This is a genomic window from Chelatococcus daeguensis, assembly GCF_001887265.1.
Lineage (GTDB): Bacteria > Pseudomonadota > Alphaproteobacteria > Rhizobiales > Beijerinckiaceae > Chelatococcus_A > Chelatococcus_A sambhunathii.
This window is the reverse complement of sequence record NZ_CP018095.1, coordinates 3,491,764-3,511,440: the sequence shown is the minus strand read 5'-3', so window position 1 is coordinate 3,511,440 and position 19,677 is coordinate 3,491,764. Positions and strand designations below refer to the sequence as shown.

The 19,677-nt window shown below is 68.1% G+C and carries 21 protein-coding genes and 1 tRNA gene; 16 read left to right on the top strand and 6 right to left on the bottom strand.

Features of this window, described 5'->3' with window-relative positions; all coding sequences use genetic code 11:
* Positions 1–13: 13 nt before the first annotated feature.
* The 4 genes from BOQ54_RS16700 to aroA form a co-directional block, all read right to left on the bottom strand.
* Positions 14–418, bottom strand: coding sequence for a methylglyoxal synthase (locus BOQ54_RS16700; RefSeq protein ID WP_063189720.1), 405 nt, complete (start codon positions 416–418; stop codon positions 14–16).
* Positions 419–555: 137 nt separating this feature from the next.
* Positions 556–1,377, bottom strand: coding sequence for a DUF1194 domain-containing protein (locus BOQ54_RS16695; RefSeq protein ID WP_055460735.1), 822 nt, complete (start codon positions 1,375–1,377; stop codon positions 556–558).
* An 87-nt stretch (positions 1,378–1,464) separates the two neighbouring features.
* Positions 1,465–2,103, bottom strand: coding sequence for a (d)CMP kinase (gene cmk / locus BOQ54_RS16690; RefSeq protein WP_055460734.1), 639 nt, complete (start codon positions 2,101–2,103; stop codon positions 1,465–1,467).
* Between the two features lie 15 nt (positions 2,104–2,118).
* Entirely contained in the window at positions 2,119–3,456 is a 1,338-nt protein-coding gene (gene aroA / locus BOQ54_RS16685; protein WP_063189722.1) for a 3-phosphoshikimate 1-carboxyvinyltransferase, read from the bottom strand.
* A gap of 166 nt (positions 3,457–3,622) precedes the next feature.
* On the opposite strand from aroA, the gene BOQ54_RS16680 reads away from it, so the two are divergent.
* From BOQ54_RS16680 to BOQ54_RS16665, 4 genes are all read left to right on the top strand, one after another.
* Positions 3,623–3,991, top strand: coding sequence for a TIGR02300 family protein (locus BOQ54_RS16680; protein ID WP_055460732.1), 369 nt, complete (start codon positions 3,623–3,625; stop codon positions 3,989–3,991).
* An 82-nt stretch (positions 3,992–4,073) separates the two neighbouring features.
* A tRNA-Ala gene (locus BOQ54_RS16675) sits at positions 4,074–4,149 on the top strand.
* 273 nt (positions 4,150–4,422) lie between these two features.
* Positions 4,423–4,851 carry an Hsp20 family protein gene (locus BOQ54_RS16670; RefSeq protein WP_026015432.1) on the top strand — a complete coding sequence of 143 codons (429 nt, stop codon included), beginning with the start codon at positions 4,423–4,425 and terminating at the stop codon, positions 4,849–4,851.
* Positions 4,852–4,892: 41 nt separating this feature from the next.
* A complete protein-coding gene (locus BOQ54_RS16665; protein WP_055460731.1) occupies positions 4,893–5,162 on the top strand; it encodes a DUF1150 family protein in 270 nt (89 codons plus the stop codon).
* Here the strand turns inward: BOQ54_RS16665 and BOQ54_RS16660 are convergent.
* Positions 5,149–5,943, bottom strand: a complete 795-nt coding sequence (locus tag BOQ54_RS16660; RefSeq protein WP_055460730.1) for an alpha/beta hydrolase — start codon at positions 5,941–5,943, stop codon at positions 5,149–5,151. The two genes, BOQ54_RS16665 and BOQ54_RS16660, sit on opposite strands and share 14 nt — an antisense overlap.
* Before the next feature lie 82 nt (positions 5,944–6,025).
* On the opposite strand from BOQ54_RS16660, the gene BOQ54_RS16655 reads away from it, so the two are divergent.
* The 9 genes from BOQ54_RS16655 to BOQ54_RS16605 all read left to right on the top strand — a co-directional run bounded on the left by BOQ54_RS16655 (position 6,026) and on the right by BOQ54_RS16605 (position 15,012).
* Positions 6,026–7,246, top strand: coding sequence for a glycosyltransferase family 4 protein (locus tag BOQ54_RS16655; RefSeq protein WP_186438003.1), 1,221 nt, complete (start codon positions 6,026–6,028; stop codon positions 7,244–7,246).
* A 198-nt stretch (positions 7,247–7,444) separates the two neighbouring features.
* Positions 7,445–7,966, top strand: a complete 522-nt coding sequence (infC, locus tag BOQ54_RS16650) for a translation initiation factor IF-3 (RefSeq protein ID WP_245280619.1) — start codon at positions 7,445–7,447, stop codon at positions 7,964–7,966.
* Positions 7,967–8,139: 173 nt separating this feature from the next.
* Positions 8,140–8,906 (top strand): IS5 family transposase gene (locus BOQ54_RS19565; protein ID WP_145979701.1). Its coding sequence is split into 2 segments (ribosomal slippage): positions 8,140–8,464 and positions 8,464–8,906, totalling 768 coding nucleotides; the frame shifts between segments, so codons are not numbered across the junction.
* A 129-nt stretch (positions 8,907–9,035) separates the two neighbouring features.
* A protein-coding gene (locus tag BOQ54_RS19560) for an IS5 family transposase (protein ID WP_145979701.1) occupies positions 9,036–9,802 on the top strand; the annotation gives its coding sequence in 2 pieces (ribosomal slippage) (positions 9,036–9,360 and positions 9,360–9,802; 768 coding nt in all).
* A 446-nt stretch (positions 9,803–10,248) separates the two neighbouring features.
* Positions 10,249–10,449 (top strand): 50S ribosomal protein L35, encoded by a 201-nt coding sequence (rpmI, locus tag BOQ54_RS16625; protein WP_019403889.1) that lies wholly within the window; start codon positions 10,249–10,251, stop codon positions 10,447–10,449.
* A 33-nt stretch (positions 10,450–10,482) separates the two neighbouring features.
* On the top strand, positions 10,483–10,845 hold the full coding sequence (rplT, locus tag BOQ54_RS16620) for a 50S ribosomal protein L20 (RefSeq protein ID WP_019403890.1): 363 nt from the start codon (positions 10,483–10,485) through the stop codon (positions 10,843–10,845).
* 186 nt (positions 10,846–11,031) lie between these two features.
* Positions 11,032–12,114, top strand: a complete 1,083-nt coding sequence (gene pheS / locus BOQ54_RS16615; RefSeq protein WP_071924323.1) for a phenylalanine--tRNA ligase subunit alpha — start codon at positions 11,032–11,034, stop codon at positions 12,112–12,114.
* Positions 12,115–12,127: 13 nt separating this feature from the next.
* Positions 12,128–14,554 carry a phenylalanine--tRNA ligase subunit beta gene (pheT, locus tag BOQ54_RS16610; protein ID WP_071924322.1) on the top strand — a complete coding sequence of 809 codons (2,427 nt, stop codon included), beginning with the start codon at positions 12,128–12,130 and terminating at the stop codon, positions 14,552–14,554.
* A 161-nt stretch (positions 14,555–14,715) separates the two neighbouring features.
* Complete coding sequence (locus BOQ54_RS16605; protein WP_055460106.1) at positions 14,716–15,012, top strand: hypothetical protein; 297 nt, start codon at positions 14,716–14,718, stop codon at positions 15,010–15,012.
* A gap of 3 nt (positions 15,013–15,015) precedes the next feature.
* Here BOQ54_RS16605 and moeB read toward each other — a convergent pair whose 3' ends face one another.
* Positions 15,016–15,819, bottom strand: a complete 804-nt coding sequence (gene moeB / locus BOQ54_RS16600) for a molybdopterin-synthase adenylyltransferase MoeB (RefSeq protein WP_055460107.1) — start codon at positions 15,817–15,819, stop codon at positions 15,016–15,018.
* A gap of 177 nt (positions 15,820–15,996) precedes the next feature.
* Here moeB and BOQ54_RS16595 point away from each other — a divergent pair, with 177 nt between their 5' ends.
* The 3 genes from BOQ54_RS16595 to BOQ54_RS16585 are packed head-to-tail and all read left to right on the top strand — an operon-like array spanning position 15,997 to position 19,677.
* Positions 15,997–16,995: a BMP family lipoprotein gene (locus tag BOQ54_RS16595; protein ID WP_055460108.1), complete on the top strand. Its 999-nt coding sequence runs from the start codon at positions 15,997–15,999 to the stop codon at positions 16,993–16,995.
* 22 nt (positions 16,996–17,017) lie between these two features.
* On the top strand, positions 17,018–18,553 hold the full coding sequence (locus tag BOQ54_RS16590; RefSeq protein ID WP_071924321.1) for an ABC transporter ATP-binding protein: 1,536 nt from the start codon (positions 17,018–17,020) through the stop codon (positions 18,551–18,553).
* Positions 18,550–19,677: an ABC transporter permease gene (locus tag BOQ54_RS16585; protein WP_063189738.1), complete on the top strand. Its 1,128-nt coding sequence runs from the start codon at positions 18,550–18,552 to the stop codon at positions 19,675–19,677. The genes BOQ54_RS16590 and BOQ54_RS16585 overlap by 4 nt, the downstream gene beginning before the upstream one ends.

The following is a 19,677-nucleotide window of genomic DNA, read 5'->3' as shown; positions in this document are numbered from 1 at the left end:
TGCCCCCGCGCCGTCAGGCCGATGCCGCGACGGGCAGCAGCCGGGCGGCGGTGGCAGGGTTAAGCGCCATGGGAATATCGTAGACGAGGGCAAGGCGCATCAACGCCTTCACGTCGACGTCGTGCGGATGTGGCGACAGCGGATCGACGAAGAAGATGAGCATGTCGATGCGACCCTCGGCAATCATGGCGCCGATCTGCTGGTCGCCGCCGAGCGGCCCGCTCTTCAGCCGCGTCACGCTGAGCTCCGGGCAGCGCTCCATGACGCGCGCGCCGGTCGTGCCGGTAGCATAGAGCGTCGTGGCGGCGAGTTCGTTGCGATGCGCCTCGGCGAAGGCGGCCATCTCTGCCTTCTTCGCGTCATGGGCGACGAGGGCGATGGTGGGGGTGGCGGCGGGTGTCTCGGTGGTCTCAGTCATGGCGGCTTTCGCTGGAGGCCGGAGGAAGGCTCCCCGGTCTTAGGAAAGCGGCCACCTTTGTGCAATCGCGCTTTTGCTGTCCCCGCGTCCCGCTCGTCTCGCAGGCGTCGGGGGCGGGATCCGACAGGGCATCGGCATCAGTTTCCCATGCGCTCGTTCCAGCGCCATTCGCCGACAAGGCAGGAGGCCTTCTTTTCCGCGGCCGTGCGCTCGACCTGCGGCGCAGGCCCGCTGACGCCGGCGATCTCCATGACGAGCTTCTTGCGGATGGTGTCCTGGAACTGCTCGATCTCGCGCACGGGCACCATGAACGCGCCGAGGCCGCCGATGACGCAGTCGCGGTAGTAGGCGTCCAGATCGGCGATGTCCATGTAGCTCGAGCGTTTGTAGAGCAGCGGCAGGCCGTTGATCGTGATGTTGCGGGCGACCGCCTCGTCGCGGGCGTCGGTCACTGGCCGGCCCTGGTTGTTCGGCCCGTCGCCGGAGATGTCGATCACCTGCCGCATGGCCGCGACGCCGCTGCTGCCGAAGAGGTTGGCGGCGAAGTCGATGGCACCGGAGATCGAGGTGCGATAGGCGCGCCGGATGGGCGCGGCGGCGATGCGCTCCACGAAGGCATCGGCGCTCTCGGGCCCCTCGATGACCTGCCAAGGAACGATGATGTCCTGAGAGTTCGAGCCCGCCCATTCGACATAGGTGGCGGCGATGCGGCCGACGGGGCCGCGCGCGATGGCGTCAAGCACGGGCGTCGAGCGCAACGCCTCGACATAGCCCTTGCGCTGCAGGCGCTGCTCGTCCTCGTCCATGGAATAGGAGATGTCGACGGCGATGACGAGCGCGACATCGACCTCCTGCGGCCCTGCCTGCGCGAGCGCTCCTGCCGGCAGCATCATGAGGCCGGCGAGTGCTGCCCCGGCCAACGATCCCCACGGCAGTGTCCCAATTGCCGGATGGCCCATCTCGCGTCTCCTCTCTCCCAGTAGGCGAGGGGGACCATCAAGTGTGCCACTCCCGGCGAAACGATGGAACGTCCCGCCCTGGCCGGCTCACGATTTCGTGCGCGAGGCCACCACGGCCGAGACGATGCCAAGCGCCGCCGCGAAGGCGCCGTCGGCATCGAGCCGGGTGGTGTCGAGCTGGTGCGCATCAGGCGCCACCGCGAGGGGGGCCGTGGGGCGCTCGGCGTCACGCCGGTCGCGGCGGCGGATGTCCTCGAGGATCGCGGCCTCGTCGGCCGGCTCGCCGCGCGCGACGAGTTCGCGCCAGCGGCGACGGGCCCGCTCCTCGGCGCTCGCCGTGACGAAGAGCTTCACATCGGCCTCGGGGCAGATCACGGTGCCGATATCGCGGCCGTCGAGCACTGCCCCGCCGGGCTGGCCGGCGAAGGCGCGCTGCAGGGCAATGAGCGCCTCGCGCACACTCGGCATGGCGGCGACGATGGAGGCGGCCTCGCCCATCGCGCGACCGCGCAGGGCGCCCTCGTCGAGACGTTCGAGGTCGAGCTCCCGGGCCGCCGCCGTTGCCGCCGCAACATCGTCCAGAGTTTCCCCGGCTGCGAGAAGGCGTTGCGCCACGGCCCGATAGAGCAGACCGGTGTCGAGATGCGGCAGGCCGAAGTGAGCGGCGAGCCGGCGCCCGAGCGTGCCCTTGCCGGAGGCGGCGGGGCCGTCGATGGCGATGATCATGGCATCCCCCGCCCGTCAGCCGATATCGGCGCCGAGGCCGTGCATCAGCGGCACGAAGGTCGGGAAGCTCGTCGCGATCATCGTGCCGTCATCGACCTGCATCGGCTTCTCGCTGGCGAGGCCCAGCACCAGGAAGGACATGGCGATGCGGTGGTCGAGATGCGTCGCAGCCGTGCCGCCGCCCGGAACACGCCCGCCGCGCACGATGAGGTCGTCACCGGCGATCTCGGCATCGACCCCGGCCGCGCGGAGGCCGGCCAGCACGGCCTCGAGCCGGTCCGATTCCTTGACGCGCAGCTCGTGCAGGCCGCGCATCACCGTCTCGCCCTCGGCGAAGGCGGCGGCGACGGCGAGGATCGGATACTCGTCGATCATCGACGGGGCGCGCTCGGCCGGGACGTCAATGCCCTTCAGGGTGCCAGCGCGCACGCGCAGGTCCGCGACATCCTCGCCGCCCTCCTCGCGTCGGTCGAGCACGGCGATGTCCGCGCCCATCTCCATGAGCGTGGTGACGAGGCCAGTGCGCAGCGGGTTCATCATGACGCCTTCGAGGACGATGTCCGAGCCCGGCACGATCAGCGCGGCGACCAGCGGGAAGGCGGCAGAGGAAGGATCGGCCGGCACGACGACGGGTCGCGCCGTCAGCTCCGGGTGGCCGACGACGGTGATGCGCCGGCCGTGGATGCCGTGGGGCTCGACGCTCACCTCGGCGCCGAAGTGGCGCAGCATGCGCTCGGTGTGGTCGCGCGAGGCCTCGTTCTCGACGACGGTGGTGCGGCCTGGCGCATTGAGGCCGGCGAGCAGCACGGCCGACTTGATCTGTGCCGAGGCGACAGGCGTCTCATAGACGATCGGCACGGTCTCGCGCGCACCTTCCAAAGTGATGGGACAGCGCCCACCCTCCGCCTCGGACACGACTCGCGCGCCCATTTTCACGAGCGGGTCGAGGATGCGGCGCATGGGGCGCTTGCGCAGGGAGGCGTCGCCGTCGAAGGTCGCGGTGATCGGATGGCCGCCGACGACGCCCATCATCAGGCGAGAGCCGGTGCCGGCATTGCCGAAGTCGAGCACGCCGGCCGGGCGCGAGAGCCCGCCGATGCCGACGCCTCGAACCCGCCAGCGCCCCTCGCCGAGACGCTCGACATCCGCGCCGAGCGCGCGGGCGGCATCCGCCGTGCGCAGGACGTCCTCGCCCTCGAGAAGACCGCTGATCGCCGTCTCGCCGGCGCTCAGGAGGCCGAAGATCAGCGAGCGGTGGGAGATGGACTTGTCGCCGGGCACGCGCAGGCGGCCGGCGAGGCTGGCCCCGCGGCGGGCGATGAGCGGTTGCGGTGTTGCGGAATGGGAAGACACGGTCGCTCGGTTCCAGTTGAAAGGGCGGCATGCGCTCCCTAGCGCATTTCCTCGCCGGATGAAATCGCCGGGCCGCCCGCCGAAAAAACTGCGATTAGGGTTTGACAGGCGGCGGACACATGACTAACGGGAGCGCTCAACCTCAACCCCGGAAGAGAGCACCACCGTGGCGAAACCGGAACTCGGCACGAAGCGCCAATGCCTGAGCTGCGGCGCCAAGTTCTACGACCTCAACAAGGATCCGATCGTCTGCCCGAAGTGCGGGACGGTCTTCGTCGTCCAGGCTCTGCGCGGCCGCGCGGAGACAGCGCGGGCCGAGGAGGGCGAGGAAACCGAGCTCGAGACGGGTGCGGACATCGTCTCCCTCGACGAGGTTGCTGCCGGCGAGAAGGCCAAGGAAGGGGCTGTGGATGACGATGTCGATATCGAAGATGATATTGACGACGACGACACTTTCCTGGAAGAAGACGAAACCTCGGACGACGACGTGAGCGATCTCATCGACGGCGACATCGACGACGATGAAGAGGCTTGATACAACGGCGCGTTGAGGATATAGACCCGGCCGTCGCCCTCGCGGCGGCCCCGTGCGGAACCCAAGCCGCACCGGTTCTGATGGGGCCATAGCTCAGTTGGGAGAGCGCTTGAATGGCATTCAAGAGGTCGGCGGTTCGATTCCGCCTGGCTCCACCAAACTCATTCTCCACTGTGTAGCCTCCAAAAAATAGCGTATGTTGCGCAGCAGCATGGGTGCATCCGGCCACCGTGGCCCGCTTCCGGGCCGGAGCGCCATCTGACGGTCCCGCCGGCGGACGTCCTCTCCTCCTTCGCCTTCAGCCGCGCGGCAACGACCGCGGCGCGTGCGCCGTGCTCTTGACCCGTCGGCGGAGGGACGCCATATGCTTGGCAACGAGGATGCCGCCCAAGGCGGGTCCAAGGATCCGAAGTGCCTGAGAGGGCTTCGCAATGTCGCGTGTACCGTCCTTGTCCTCCCCGTTTCTGCTCGGCTTCGACGAGATCGAACGAGCGCTCGATCGCGTCGCCAAGGCGACGTCGGACGGCTATCCGCCGTATAACATCGAGCGGCTGCCGCGCACCGACAGCGAGCCGGACCGGCTGCGAATCACGCTCGCGGTCGCCGGCTTTACCCGGGACCAGCTGGAGATCACCGTCGAGGAGAACCAACTCGTCATCCGCGGGCGGCAGAGCGACGACAAGACACGCCACTTCCTGCATCGCGGCATTGCCGCGCGGCAGTTCCAGCGAACCTTTCTGCTGGCTGATGGAATGGAGGTGCTCAGTGCAGACCTCTCGAACGGCCTTCTGTCCGTCGATCTCGCAAGGCCGGAACCGGAGCGGATCATCCGCAAGATCGACATCCAGGCGCGCGGGTGAGCCGCGGCCGAACACCGACACCGCTTCATGAGGAGGGTGCGATGAACGACAACGATACTTTCGAATTCCGCGGCGATGTCCACGATGTCGCGGCGCTGGCGCAGGCTGGTGGCGGCAAGGTTGCCTATGTGCGAGCCATCCGCTCCGAGCGGGTGCGCGAGATCTTCCCGCAGGCGCCGGACATTCAGCCCGGTCTCGATCTCTTTGCCTTGCTGGCGGCCGACGGCACCCCCATCCTTCTGACCGATTCGAAGGACGCCGCCATCGCCAATGCCTGGGCAAACGACCTCGAGACGGTCAGCGTCCACTGACCTTCTGGACAGCGAGGTTTTCCACCGCGCCGACGAGCAGGTCGAGGTCCTGCGGCCGCGACAGGCGGTGGTCGCCGTCCTTCACCAGCGTGACGACGGCCTCGTCCCCCGGCAGATGCTCGACGAGCTCCATCGCGTGCTGCCACGGCACGTCCGGGTCCTGCATGCCCTGCAGGATGTGGATCGGGCAGCCGGTGGCGATGGCGCTGCCGAGCATCAGGTGGTTGCGCCCGTCCTCGATCAGGCGGCGCGTGATGGCATAGGGCTCGGGTGAATATTGCGAGGGCTGCAGGTAGCGGCCCTCGCGCATGATCTCGTCCCGCACCGCCTCCGGCATCTCGCCCCACATCAGCCGCTCGGTGAAATCGACCGCGGGGGCGATCAGCACGAGGCCGCCGGGTGCGGCGGGCGAGTTCTTCGCGCGCAAGGCGCGCGTGGCGAGCAGCGCCAGCCAACCGCCCATGGAGGAGCCGACGAGGATCGGCGCTTCACCGGCCTCGGCCTCGATCACGGCGAGGCTGTCGGCGAGCCAGGTGGAGATGCAGCTTCTCTCGAAATCGCCCTCCGATTCGCCATGGCCGGCATAGTCGAAGCGCACGAAGGCATGGCCGGTGCGCACCGCCCAGTCGTCGAGGGCCGAGGCCTTGGTCGCCAACATGTCGGAGCGGAAGCCGCCGAGCCAGACGACGGCGGGGGCCGCGCCTTCACGCTTGCGCAGCGCGAGGCGGTACTCGTCCCCATTTTCCTGTCGCTTCAGAAATTGCGGTTCGGGCGCGCTCATCCTAAACACTCCGCAGGGGCTGTTCTCAAGTTCAGCGTTTCGGAGGCCTCATACACCGGTGGCAGTTTTGACGCGACCCGGCATGCCGGCACCTTTTCCCACTTCGACCGAGCACCCCCTGACGGGGCGCACGGTGCTGCAGATCGTTCCCGAGCTCGAGATCGGGGGGGCAGAGCGCACGGCGGTCGATGTCGCGGCCGGCCTCGCCGCCGTCGGCGCGCGGGCGCTGGTGGCGACCGCCGGCGGGCGGCTCGTCGGCGAGCTCCAGGCCAAGGGCGGCGTTTGGATACCCTTTCCCGCCGCGAGCAAGAATCCGCTCGCCATGCTGGTCAACGCCCGCAAGCTGATGCGCATCTGCCTCGACGAGGGGGTGGAGGTGGTGCATGCGCGCTCACGCGCGCCGGCCTGGGTGGCACTGACGGCGGCGCGAGCGCTCGGCCTTCCCTTCGTCACAACCTATCACGGCAGCTATTCCGGCCGTTCCAAGGTGAAGGTCACCTACAACTCGGTGATGGCGCGCGGCGACGTCGTCATCGCCAATTCGCGCTATACGGCCGAGCTCATCTCCGCCATGCATCCCTTCGCCCGTGAGCGGCTGCGCGTGATCCACCGCGGCACCGACCTCTCGGTCTTCTCTCCTTCGGCCGTGTCACCGGCCCGGGTCGATGCGCTGCGCCGGCAGTGGAACGTCGCGCCGCACGAGCGCATCGTGTTGCTCGCCGCGCGGCTGACGGGCTGGAAGGGACACCGGGTACTCGTGGAGGCGGCGCACCGTCTCGCCGACGGCGGCCTGCGCGATGTCGTGTTCGTCTTTGCGGGCGACGCCCAGGGGCGCGACGGCTATGTGCGGGAGATTGACGGCCTTATCGCCGAGCGCGGGCTGCAGGGCATTGTGCGTCGCGTCGGCCATTGCGCCGACATGCCGGCGGCCATGCTGGCGGCCTCCGTCGTTGCCGTGCCCTCGACCGAGCCGGAGGCCTTCGGCCGGGTGGCCGTGGAGGCGCAGGCCATGGGCACGCCCGTGGTAACGAGCGACCTTGGTGCGGTGCCGGAGACGGTTCTCGCCCCGCCGCAGGTCGACGCCGGGGCGCGTACGGGCTGGCACGTGCCGGCGGGCGATGCGCCGGCGCTGGCGGCGGCTCTCGGCGAGGTGCTGTCGCTCGGCGCTACCCAGGCCGAGGCACTGCGCCTCAGGGCCCGGGCGCATGTGGAGGACATGTTCTCGCTCGAGCGCATGGTCTCCGACACGCTCGACGTCTATGCCGCCCTGATCGAGGCGCGTGCCCCACGGCGGCGCGCTTGATCTGTTGACTTTTCCTGCCTTTGTGCAGAATGTCCGCGTTTCAGCCAGAACGAGCGTACCGGCGCGGCAGCGTCGCGGCTTGGCATCGGCGGATCGGTCCGAAGAGGTCGGGCCATATCGCGCTGCCCGAGGCCGCAGGATGTATCCGCAACGGCGCCGAACGAGGAGTTACGAACCATTCGCAGGCCTATGAGAGCAATGGCGATGCCCCAGAAGGAGGGGCCGCGCGCCAACCGGGACATCCGTGGTGTCCGTGAGGTCCAGCTCATTGACGAGAACGGGCAGAATCGCGGCATCGTGTCGTTCTTCGATGCGCTGAGGATCGCCGAGGAGGTGGGGCTCGATCTCGTCGAGATTGCTCCGAACGCGACACCGCCGGTCTGCAAGCTGCTCGACTACGGGCGCTACAAGTTTCTCGAGCAGAAGAAGGCCGCGGAGGCGCGCAAGCGCCAGAAGACCGTCGAGGTCAAGGAAATCAAGCTCCGGCCGGGCATCGACACCCACGACTACGAGGTGAAGATGAAGGCCATGCGCCGCTTCTTCGAGGAGGGCGACAAGGTCAAGGTGACGCTGCGTTTTCGCGGCCGCGAGATGGCGCACCAGGATCTCGGCTATAAGCTGCTGGTGCGCGTCAAGGAAGAGATGAGCGAGATCGCCAAGGTGGAGAGCGAGCCGCAACTTGAAGGCCGCCAGATGATCATGGTGATGGCGCCGCGCTGACGCGCCGGCCACTCTCGTGCCAGATGGTCGAAGGCCGCCGGCACCGCCGGCGGCTTTTTCTATTGGACGGGTCAGCGGCTTCTATTTACTTCTCTAGGCCGTAAACCCATAAACGGCTCTGGGTTCCCTGACGGTAGCAATTGTGATTCAAGCTCCTTTTCGGGAGCTTTGCGATGGGCCGCTACGATCTGACGGATTTCGAATGGGAGGCGATCCGGCCTCACCTTCCCAACAAGTCGCGGGGCGTGCCTCGCGTGGATGACCGGCGGGTTCTCAATGGCATCTTCTGGTGCCTGCGCTCCGGCGCGCCGTGGGCGGACATGCCGGCGCGCTACGGGCCGCCGACCACGATCTACAACCGCTTCAACCGATGGCGGAAGGCGGGCGTCTGGGATCGGCTCATGGACGCGATCACAAGGGCTTACGATGGTGACGTGCAGATGATCGACACCTCTGTCGTCCGCGTCCACCAGCACGGGGCGACGGCAAAAAGGGGGGTGTCGATCGATGTCTGGGTCGCTCCCGAGGCGGGCTCACGACCAAGCTCCACGCGCTCGTCGACAGCCGAGGCAGGCCGATCCTCCTCAAGCTCACGGCAGGCCAAGCCAGCGACCTCGCGAGTGCCAAAGACCTGATCGGGCATCTCGCGCCGGGCTCAATGCTGCTGGCCGACAAGGGATACGACGCCAACGACCTGCGCGCTGCCGTCGCCGAGCGGAACGCATGGGCGAACATCCCGCCCAAGCGCAACCGCAAGGACCCGATCTGCTTCTCCAGGCACCTCTACAAGGCGCGCAACCTCGTCGAGCGCTTCTTCAACAAGATCAAACACTTCCGCCGTATCGCCACCCGCTTCGACAAGACGGCGGAAAACTTCCTCGCCGCCGTGAAGCTCGCGTCCATCCGCATCTGGCTACGCGGTTATGAGTCTACGGCCTAGATCGGTGAAGGGCATGTAAGCTTTTATGAATTGAATGACAGGCTGACCCCTAGGCCGTAAACCCATAAACGGCTCTGGGTTCCCTGACGGTGGCGATTGTGATTCAAGCTCCTTTTCGGGAGCTTTGCGATGGGCCGCTACGATCTGACGGATTTCGAATGGGAGGCGATCCGGCCTCACCTTCCCAACAAGTCGCGGGGCGTGCCTCGCGTGGATGACCGGCGGGTGCTCAATGGCATCTTCTGGTGCCTGCGCTCGGGCGCGCCGTGGGCGGACATGCCGGCGCGCTACGGGCCGCCGACCACGATCTACAACCGCTTCAACCGATGGCGGAAGGCGGGCGTCTGGGATCGGCTCATGGACGCGATCACAAGGGCTTACGATGGTGACGTGCAGATGATCGACACCTCTGTCGTCCGCGTCCACCAGCACGGGGCGACGGCAAAAAGGGGGGTGTCGATCGATGTCTGGGTCGCTCCCGAGGCGGGCTCACGACCAAGCTCCACGCGCTCGTCGACAGCCGAGGCAGGCCGATCCTCCTCAAGCTCACGGCAGGCCAAGCCAGCGACCTCGCGAGTGCCAAAGACCTGATCGGGCATCTCGCGCCGGGCTCAATGCTGCTGGCCGACAAGGGATACGACGCCAACGACCTGCGCGCTGCCGTCGCCGAGCGGAACGCATGGGCGAACATCCCGCCCAAGCGCAACCGCAAGGACCCGATCTGCTTCTCCAGGCACCTCTACAAGGCGCGCAACCTCGTCGAGCGCTTCTTCAACAAGATCAAACACTTCCGCCGTATCGCCACCCGCTTCGACAAGACGGCGGAAAACTTCCTCGCCGCCGTGAAGCTCGCGTCCATCCGCATCTGGCTACGCGGTTATGAGTCTACGGCCTAATATATGCCCATCCGCTGAAGTATATTACAGCTACGGGGCTTGCTGCCAGTGCTCCGTCGACCAACGTGGTGCGGGCTCTGTCCATGGGGGTGTCTCCACGCATTTGTAGAAAGGCTTAACAAATAATCGTTCATGACAAAATCGGGCATTCGCTGGGAATGGAGCGAGACCCTACCTTCCGTAGCGGGGTTGAATGAAACATCCGATCGCACGATGGCGATCTTTTCCGCCGCGTGAACGGCACCCATTGCCTTTCTCGTCCATCTCTGGCATAAGCCCGGCCTCGTTCAGATCGCCCGGCTCGTTACGGGCTGCCGTGGCGGTCTGCAGCGCTTTCGAGCACATGGGCCGGTGATCGGCGCCGTTCGGGGAGCGGGCTCGCGGGATTGTCCGCGAGAGGCAAAGGCTTCGTGAAGGCACCGGCAGCGGCGGACAAGGGAAGCAAAATGCCCAAGCTTAAGACGAAGTCGAGCGCCAAGAAGCGCTTCAAGATCTCCGGGACCGGCAAGGTCATCGCCGCGCAGGCCGGCAAGCGCCACGGCATGATCAAGCGGACCAACAAGTTCATCCGCAACCAGCGGGGCACCACCGTGCTCTTCGAGGGCGACGCGAAGAACGTCAAGAAGTTCTTCCTGCCCAACGGCTGAAGCCAAACGCCCCCAGTTCCAGGAGATTAGCTCATGGCCCGCGTCAAGCGTGGCGTGACCGCTCACGCCAAACACAAGAAGGTCCTCAAGGCCGCCAAGGGTTTCTACGGCCGCCGCAAGAACACGATCCGCACCGCCAAGGCGGCTGTCGATCGCGCGATGCAGTACGCCTATCGCGACCGCAAGAACAAGAAGCGCACGTTCCGCGCCCTGTGGATCCAGCGCCTCAACGCTGCGGTGCGCGAGCACGGCCTGACCTACAGCCGATTTATCGACGGCCTCGGCAAGGCCGGGATCGAGATCGACCGCAAGGTTCTGTCGGACATCGCCATCCGCGAGCCGGAGAGCTTCAAGTCGATCGTCGAGAAAGCCAAGGCTGCGCTGCCCGCAGCCTGATGCCTGTGGCGCCTGCCGGGGCAGGATCATCCGATCCCGCCCCGCGGCCGTGCCGCAGCAGCGCATCCGCCCTACCGAGGCCCTGGAAGCGATGAGCGGCGCCCTGCGCCGCTCGCCTCATCGCGGCCCGAGGGCTTGACGGTCCTTCGGCCGTTGCCGACAAGCGGTAACCACCCCGAGGGACCGATGACCGATATTCCTACTCTCGAACGCACGCTCATCGGCGCCGTCGCCGCCGCGGCGGACGAGGCCGCGCTCGAAGCCGTGCGCGTCTCCGCGCTGGGCAAGAAAGGCAGCGTTTCCGAGCTCCTGAAGACGCTCGGCGCCATGACGCCAGAAGAGCGGCGCGAAAAGGGCCCGCTCATCAACGGCCTGCGCGACCGTGTCAATGCCGCCATCGCCGAGCGCAAGGCCAAGCTCGAGGAGAAGGCACTCGCCGCGCGCCTCGCGGCCGAGCGCGTCGACGTCACGCTGCCGCTCCAGGAAGGGCCGCAGACGCGCGGGCGCATCCACCCCATCTCGCAGGTCATCGACGAACTGACGGCGATCTTCGCCGACATGGGCTTCTCCATCGCCGAGGGGCCGGACATCGAGACCGACTTCTACAACTTCACGGCGCTCAACTTCCCCGCCGGCCATCCGGCCCGGGACATGCACGACACCTTCTTCCTGCCGCCTGACGACAACGGCGAGCGCAAGGTGCTGCGCACGCACACGAGCCCGGTGCAGATCCGCACCATGCTCGGCCAGAAGCCGCCGATCCGCGTCATCATCCCGGGCCGGACCTACCGCTGCGACTCGGACCAGACGCACACGCCGATGTTCCACCAGGTGGAGGGGCTCGTTATCGACAAGTCCTCCCACATCGGCCACCTGAAGTGGATCCTCGAGGAGTTCTGCAAGGCCTTCTTCGAGGTCGACCAGGTGAAGATGCGCTTCCGCCCCTCCTTCTTCCCCTTCACCGAGCCGTCGGCGGAGGTGGACATCCAGTGCTCGCGCAAGGGCGGCGAGATCCGCTTCGGCGAGGGCGACGACTGGCTGGAGATCCTGGGATGCGGCATGGTGCACCCCAACGTGCTCCGCAACTGCGGGCTCGACCCGGACGAGTACCAGGGCTTCGCCTGGGGCATGGGAATCGACCGCATCGCGATGCTGAAATATGGCATGCCGGACCTGCGTCCCTTCTTCGAGGCGGACGTGCGCTGGCTGTCGCACTACGGCTTCCGCCCGCTCGACCTGCCGACGCTGGCCGGCGGCCTGAGCGTGTGAGGAGGGAAGACAGATGAAGTTCACCCTCTCCTGGCTCAAGGACCACCTCGATACCGACGCGACGGTCCAGGACGTCGCCGACACGCTCAACCGCATCGGCCTCGAGGTCGAGGCAGTGGAGGACAAGGCGGCGCTCTTCGCGCCCTATGTCATCGCGCATGTCGTCTCGGCCGAGCAGCATCCCAATGCCGACCGGCTCCGCGTCTGCATGGTCGACACCGGCCGCGGCGAGCCGCCGGTGCAGGTCGTCTGCGGCGCGCCCAACGCGCGCACTGGCATGAAGAGCGTCTTCGCCCCGGCCGGCACCTACATTCCCGGCAAGGGCATCACGCTGACGGTCGGCACCATCCGCGGCGTCGAGAGCCGCGGCATGCTGTGCTCGGCCTTCGAGCTCGAATTGTCGGACGACCACGAGGGCATCATCGACCTGCCCGAGGATGCGCCGGTCGGCCAGCCCTTCGCGGCCTATGCGGGCATCGACGATCCCGTGATCGAGATCGCCGTGACGCCGAACCGGGCCGACGCGCTCGGCATCGCCGGCATCGCACGCGACCTCGCCGCCGCGGGCCTCGGCCGTTTGAAGACGCCAGCGGTCACGGCCGTTCCCGGCAAAGGCCCGTGTCCGGTCTCCGTCTCGCTCGCCTTCACGGGCGAAGACGCGCACCTGTGCCCGGCCTTCGCGCTGCGCCTCGTGCGCGGCGTGAAGAACGGCCCGTCGCCCGCGTGGCTGCAGCGGCGCCTGAAGGCCATCGGCCTCAGGCCCATCAACGCCCTCGTCGACATCACCAACTACATCACCTTCGACCGCGGGCGGCCGCTGCACGTCTTCGACGCGAAGAAGGTCACGGGCAACCTCGTCGTGCGTCATGCGCGCGACGGCGAGGAGGTGCTGGCGCTCGACGGGCGCAACTATGCGCTCGACCCGTCGATAGTCATCATCGCCGACGACAAGGGCGTCGAATCGATCGGCGGCATCATGGGCGGCGAGCATTCCGGCTGCGACGAGACGACCACCGACGTGCTGATCGAATCGGCGCTGTGGGACCCGCTCAACATCGCCCAGACGGGGCGCAAGCTCGGCATCGTCTCCGACGCGCGCTACCGCTTCGAGCGCGGGGTCGATCCTGCCTTCTGCGAGCCGGGCCTCGCGCTCGCGACGCAGATGGTGCTCGACCTGTGCGGCGGCGAGGCGAGCGAGGCGACGCTCGCCGGTTCCATCCCCGATACCCGGCGGGCGCTCGCCTTCCCCTATGCGGAGGTCAAGCGCCTCACCGGCCTCGACCTGCCGGCCGAGACTATGCGCGGTACGCTCGAAGCGCTCGGCTTCCTCGTCGCCGGCGCGGGCGACGTCGTCGAGGTGATGCCGCCGTCGTGGCGGGCGGATATCGAGGGCAAGGCCGACCTCGTCGAGGAGGTGATGCGCATCACCGGGCTCGACAACGTGCCGGCCGTGCCCTTCCCCCGACTCGAGGCGGCGGTCGCCAAGCCCGTGCTGACGCTGCTGCAGAAGCGCACGCGCCTCGCCAAGCGCACGCTCGCCGCGCGCGGGCTCGTGGAGGCCGTCACCTGGTCCTTCATCGGCAAGGCGGAGGCGGAGCTGTTCGGCGGCGGCGATCCGCGCCTCGCGCTCGCCAACCCGATCGCGTCCGAACTTTCCGACATGCGGCCGAGCCTCGTCCCGGGCCTCGCCAGGGCGGCGCAGAAGAACGCCGACCGCGGCCATCCGGACGTCGCGCTGTTCGAGGTCGGCCAGGTCTTCGCCTCGGACGAGCCGGAGGGGCAGACGATCGTCGCCTGCGCCCTGCGGCGCGGCACGGCGCGGGCCGAGGGTGTCGGCCGCCGCTGGGACGGCGAAGCGAAGCCCGTCGATGTCTTCGACGCCAAGGCCGATGCCATGGCGCTGCTCGCCGCGCTCGGCATCCCGACGGGCGGGCTGCAGATCGTGCCCGGCGGTCCGGACTGGTACCACCCGGGCCGCTCGGCGACGCTGCAGTTCGGCCCGCGGGCGGTCCTCGGCGCCTTTGGCGAGTTGCATCCGCGCATCCTCAAGGCGCTCGACGTCAAGGGTCCGCTCGTCGCCTTCGAGCTGACGCTCGATGCGCTGCCGGCGCCCAAGGCGAAGCCCACGAAGATGAAGCCGAAGCTGGCGCTGTCGGACTTCCAGCCGCTGACGCGCGACTTCGCCTTCGTCGTCGACCGCGAGGTCGCAGCGGCGGAGATCGTCAAGTCGGCCGGCGCGGCGGACCGCAACCTCGTCACCGAGGTCACGGTCTTCGACGTCTACGAGGGGCCGCACGTCGGCGAGGGCAAGAAGTCCGTCGCCATCGCCGTGACGCTGCAGCCGACCGACAAGACGCTCACCGATGCTGAGATCGAGGCCGTCTCGGCGAAGATCGTCGAGCAGGTGGCGAAGAAGACCGGGGCGACGCTCAGGGGATAGGGCGGCATCATTGGCCCGCGTCTCTCGTTGTGCCGGATAGGCGCGATCGAGTCTTCGGAGCCGAGCGACCTGTCTCCCTCCTCGCCGCAAGCGGGGGGAGCGAGGTGTGGCGCTCCGGCTGTTGCGCCCTGTATAAGGGGCCGTCTCCGGAGCCGAACGTCGTGCGCCTTCTCGCCGTCCTCGCCCTCGTCTGCCTTGCCTGCGCCGCGCTGGCCCAGGGCAAGCCGCGCACGATCGCGGACTGCGAGCGGATCGACGAGCCGCTCGCCTACAACGCCTGTCTAGCCTCCTTCGGCCCCAGGCAGGGGCAGCGCAATTTCGTGCCGGCAGGAGAAGCCGCGGCGGAAAGTGCGCAGCGGGCAGCGCCGGCGCGCGGCATGAAGGGCGCCGTTTCCTCCGGCCGCCGCAAGGACGGCAAGGCCTTCGTCATCTTCGACGTGACGCCCGGCAAGCGCTGAAGTTCAGCCGTCGGCGGCGACGGCCGCCGTGCCGCTCAGCGGGTTCTCCGGGTCCCATCCGTACGTCAGGGTCTCGAAGCGCATGGAGCGCGCATCGACCATCAGCAGGCGGCCGACGAGCGGCTCGCCGAAGCCGACGATGGCGCGGATGACCTCGAGAGCCATCAGCGAGCCCATGACGCCGGCGAGCGCGCCGAGGATGCCGGCCTCCTCGCAGGTGGGCACCGTGCCGGGGGGCGGCGGGCTCGGAAAGAGACAGCGGTAGGTGGGGTTGGGCGTGCCGTCCGGGCCGCGCTCGAAGGGGCGCAGCGTCGTCAGCGACGCGTCGAAGGTGCCGAGCGCCGCCGTGACGAGCGGCTTTTTCTCGTAATAGCAGGCATCCGCCACGGCATAGCGCGTGGCGAAATTGTCGGAGCCGTCGGCAACGACGTCATAGGCCGCGACGAGGGCGCGCACATTCTCGGCATTCAAGCGCAGCGGGTGGCGCGCGACGGTGACATGAGGATTGAGCCGGGCGATGGCCGCGGCGGCGCTGTCGACCTTCGGCGTACCGACGTCCGCCGTGCCGTGGATGATCTGGCGCTGGAGGTTGGACAGGGAGACGACGTCGTCATCGACAATGCCGAGCGTGCCGACGCCGGCCGCGGCGAGATATTGCAACAGCGGCGCGCCGAGCCCGCCGGCGCCGATGGCGAGAACGCGCGCCTTCTTCAGTTTCAGTTGCCCGGGGCCGCCGACATCGCGCAGCACGATGTGGCGGGCATAGCGCTCGATCTCTTCGGGGGACAGGCTGGCAGCATTCGTCATGGCGCGACAATAGCCCCGGGCGCGGCGGGCCGGAAGGCGGCGCGGTGATGGCTGTGCATGGTGCCTGCCGGGCGGGTCGGGCGGCTCTTGGAATCCGCTGCCGAGCCGTGCCATCGTAGATGCCAAGCGGGCGCGGCCAGGAAGCCGACGCCCGCATGCCACGAAGGGGAAGCTTCCATGCGTTTCAGGACCCTCGGCCTCGCGCTCGCCGGTCTCGCCGCCAGCGCCGCAGCCGCGCTCGCGCAGGATTTCAAGCCCGCCATCGTCTATGACCTCGGCGGCAAGTTCGACAAATCCTTCAACGAAGGCGTCTATGACGGCGCCGAGAAGTTCAAGGCCGAGACCGGTGTCGCCTATCGCGATTTCGAGCCGCAAAACGACGCCCAGCGCGAGCAGGCACTGCGCCGCTTCGCGCGCGACGGCTATTCCCCCATCGTCGCCGTCGGCTTCAGCCAGGCAAGCGCGGTAGAGAAGGTGGCCGGCGAATTTCCCGACCTGAAGTTCGCCATCATCGACATGGTGGTCGAGCGGCCGAACGTGCAGTCGATCCTTTTCAAGGAGCAGGAAGGCTCCTTTCTGGTCGGCATGCTGGCGGCGATGGCCTCGAAGACCGGTAAGGTCGGCTTCGTCGGCGGCATGGACGTGCCGCTCATTCGCGCCTTCGCCTGTGGTTACGTGCAGGGTGTCAAGCACGCCAACCCGCAGGCCGAGATCTTCCAGAACATGACCGGTACGACGGGTGCGGCCTGGAACGACCCGGTGAAGGGCGGCGAACTTGCGAAGAGCCAGATCGACCGTGGCGCCGATGTCGTCTACCACGCCGCCGGCGGCACCGGCATCGGCGTGCTGCGCGCGGCGGCCGATGCCGGCAAGCTCGGCATCGGCGTCGATTCCAACCAGAACGGCCTGCACCCGGGCAAGGTGCTGACCTCGATGCTGAAGCGCGTCGACACGGCGACTTACAAGACCTTCATGGATGCCAAGGACGGAAAATGGCAGTCTGGCGTCGTGAACCTGGGGCTCGCTGAGGAGGGCGTGGCCTGGGCGCTCGACGATAACAACCGCTCGCTCATTACCCCGGAGATGAAGGAGGCGGTCGACAAGGCTGCCGAGGAGATCAAGGCCGGTACCATCAAGGTGCACGACTATCGCTCCGACAACAAATGCCCCGTCTGAGCGGCCAGGGTTGTCACGCGTGATGAGCGCAGCGGTCGAGCCTCCGGCGATCGAACTCGTCGACATCGACAAGCGCTTCGGGCCCGTGCGGGCGAACGACCGTGTCAACCTCTCGGTGGCGCGGGGCACGGTGCACGGCATCGTCGGCGAGAACGGCGCCGGCAAGTCGACGCTGATGTCGATCCTCTACGGCTTCTACGAGGCCGATGGCGGCGAGATCCGTGTCGACGGCACGCCGGCCCGCATCCGCAGCCCGGCTGATGCGATCCGCCTCGGCATCGGCATGGTCCACCAGCACTTCATGCTGGTGGACAGCCTTTGCGTTGTCGAGAACGTCATGCTCGGCGCCGAGGGCGGGGCGCTTCTCGACCGGGGCCTCGCCCGGGCGCGGGCGGAGCTTGACCGCCTCGCCGCCGACCACGGCCTTGCCGTCGACGTCGATGCGCGCGTCGGCGACCTGCCGGTCGGCCTGCAGCAGCGCGTCGAAATCCTGAAGGCGCTCTATCGCGGCGCCGATGTGCTCATCCTCGACGAACCCACAGCGGTGCTGACGCCGCCGGAGGCGAAGGCGCTCTTCGGCCTCTTGCGCACGCTGCGCGAGGCAGGCAAGACCGTGCTCCTCATCACGCACAAGCTCGAGGAGATCATGGCGGTGACCGACCGGGTCTCGGTGATGCGCCGCGGGCAGATGGTCGCCACGCTCGACACCGCCGCGACATCCCCGCCCGAACTCGCCGAACTCATGGTGGGCCGCAAGGTGCTGCTGCGGGTGGATAAGCGCCCGCTTGCCGCCGGTGAGCCGCGGCTCGCGGTGGAGAACCTCTCCGTCGTCGACGAGCGAGACTGCCTGCGCGTAGCGGAGGTGTCCTTCACCGTCCGGGCCGGCGAAATCGTCGGCATCGCCGGGGTTGCCGGCAACGGTCAGAGCGAGCTCATGGAGGCGATCGCCGGCATGCGACGGCCGACGCTCGGCACCATCGCGCTCGACGGCACGGTGCTGACGCGCGAGGCGCATACGCCGCATAACCTGCGCCGGTTGGGCCTTCTGCACGTGCCGGAGGACCGGCTGCGCACCGGGCTCGTGCCGGCCTTTCCCGCCTATGAGAGCGCCGCGCTCGGCTTCACCGACGATCCGGCCTACGGGCGCGGCCTGTTGCTGGAACGCGGCCGCATGATCGCCCACCTGGCCGACAGGATGGCGGCGTATGACGTGCGTCCGCCCGACCCGCTGCTGAAGACCTCGAAATTCTCCGGCGGCAACCAGCAGAAAATCGTGCTGGCGCGAGAGATCGAGCGGGCGCCGAAGGTGCTGATCGTCGGCCAGCCGACGCGCGGGGTCGATATCGGCGCCATCGAGTTCATCCACCGCCGGCTGATCGCGCTGCGCGACGCCGGGGTTGCCGTTCTTCTCGTTTCCGTGGAGCTCGAAGAGATCATGAGCCTCGCCGACCGGATCCTCGTCATGTGCGGCGGGCGCATCACCGGCGAGCGGCGGCCGGAGGCGACGGACGAGCGCGACCTCGGCCTCCTGATGGCGGGCGTGGAGGGGCGGGCATGAGCACGCCGATCGACCTGCCGCGCTGGGCGGACGTCATCCTCGTGCCGGCGCTCAGCGTCGCGGCGGCCTTCGCGGTCGCCGGTCTCGTCGTCGCGGGCATCGGGGAAGACCCGTTCATGGCGACGCGCCTCCTGATCGCCGGCAGCCTCGGCTCGGTCGAAGGCGTCGGCTTCACGCTCTACTACACGACGAACTTCATCTTCACCGGCCTTGCCGTGGCGCTCGCCTATCACGCCGGCCTCTTCAACATCGGCGGCGAGGGGCAGGCGACGGTCGCCGGCATCGGCGCGGCCCTCGTCTGCCTCTACGCCGATTTCCTGCCCGGTGTCCTCCTCATCCCTGCCGGCATCCTCGGCGCGGCGGCCTTCGGCGCGCTGTGGGGCTTCGTGCCCGGCTACCTGCAGGCGCGACGGGGCAGCCACATCGTCATCACGACGATCATGTTCAACTTCCTCGCCGCGACGCTCATCGTCTATCTCGTCGTCAATGTCATTGGCGAGCGGGGTGTCACGGAGACGCGCGCCTTCGCGCGCCACGCCGTCATCCCCTATGTGCACGAGGCGCTGCGGGCGCTCGGCATCGCGGCGCCAACCTCGCCGCTCAACTTCACCTTTCTCCTCGCCCTCGCCGCGGCGGCAGGCGTGTGGGCGCTCGTCTACCGCTCACGCCTCGGCTACGCCATCCGCACCGTCGGCGCCAATCCCTCCGCCGCCGTCTATGCCGGCATCTCGCCGGCGCGCATGATCATGGTGGCCATGACCCTGTCGGGCGCGCTCGCCGGCGGGCTCGCGGTCAACGAGCTCATGGGTGTGCAGCACCGGCTGCTGCTCGAGTTCACCTCCGGCTACGGCTTCGTTGGCATCGCCGTGGCGCTAATGGGCCGTGCGCATCCGGCGGGCGTCATCTTCGCGGCGCTTCTCTTCGGCGTGCTCTACCAGGGCGGGGCGGAACTCGCCTTCGACATGCCGGCCATCACCCGTGACATGGTTGTCGTCATCGGCGGCGTGATCGTTCTGTTCGCCGGCGCGCTCGAGGGGCTGTTCAGGCGCCTTGCGGCGCGGCTTGTCGCACTCGGCACGGGGTTTGTGGCGGCGCGGCGCGTGCGAACGGCCGAGGAGGGGTGA

Excerpts from the sequence above, each read along its gene's own strand:
- BOQ54_RS16700 (WP_063189720.1), bottom strand. The coding sequence starts at position 418 with ATGACTGAGACCACCGAGACACCCGCCGCCACCCCCACCATCGCCCTC.
- BOQ54_RS16695 (WP_055460735.1), bottom strand. The coding sequence starts at position 1,377 with ATGGGCCATCCGGCAATTGGGACACTGCCGTGGGGATCGTTGGCCGGG.
- cmk (WP_055460734.1), bottom strand. The coding sequence starts at position 2,103 with ATGATCATCGCCATCGACGGCCCCGCCGCCTCCGGCAAGGGCACGCTC.
- BOQ54_RS16670 (WP_026015432.1), top strand. The coding sequence starts at position 4,423 with ATGTCGCGTGTACCGTCCTTGTCCTCCCCGTTTCTGCTCGGCTTCGAC.
- BOQ54_RS16665 (WP_055460731.1), top strand. The coding sequence starts at position 4,893 with ATGAACGACAACGATACTTTCGAATTCCGCGGCGATGTCCACGATGTC.
- BOQ54_RS16660 (WP_055460730.1), bottom strand. The coding sequence starts at position 5,943 with ATGAGCGCGCCCGAACCGCAATTTCTGAAGCGACAGGAAAATGGGGAC.
- BOQ54_RS16655 (WP_186438003.1), top strand. The coding sequence starts at position 6,026 with ATGCCGGCACCTTTTCCCACTTCGACCGAGCACCCCCTGACGGGGCGC.
- infC (WP_245280619.1), top strand. The coding sequence starts at position 7,445 with ATGGCGATGCCCCAGAAGGAGGGGCCGCGCGCCAACCGGGACATCCGT.
- rpmI (WP_019403889.1), top strand. The coding sequence starts at position 10,249 with ATGCCCAAGCTTAAGACGAAGTCGAGCGCCAAGAAGCGCTTCAAGATC.
- rplT (WP_019403890.1), top strand. The coding sequence starts at position 10,483 with ATGGCCCGCGTCAAGCGTGGCGTGACCGCTCACGCCAAACACAAGAAG.
- pheS (WP_071924323.1), top strand. The coding sequence starts at position 11,032 with ATGACCGATATTCCTACTCTCGAACGCACGCTCATCGGCGCCGTCGCC.
- pheT (WP_071924322.1), top strand. The coding sequence starts at position 12,128 with ATGAAGTTCACCCTCTCCTGGCTCAAGGACCACCTCGATACCGACGCG.
- moeB (WP_055460107.1), bottom strand. The coding sequence starts at position 15,819 with ATGACGAATGCTGCCAGCCTGTCCCCCGAAGAGATCGAGCGCTATGCC.
- BOQ54_RS16595 (WP_055460108.1), top strand. The coding sequence starts at position 15,997 with ATGCGTTTCAGGACCCTCGGCCTCGCGCTCGCCGGTCTCGCCGCCAGC.
- BOQ54_RS16590 (WP_071924321.1), top strand. The coding sequence starts at position 17,018 with ATGAGCGCAGCGGTCGAGCCTCCGGCGATCGAACTCGTCGACATCGAC.
- BOQ54_RS16585 (WP_063189738.1), top strand. The coding sequence starts at position 18,550 with ATGAGCACGCCGATCGACCTGCCGCGCTGGGCGGACGTCATCCTCGTG.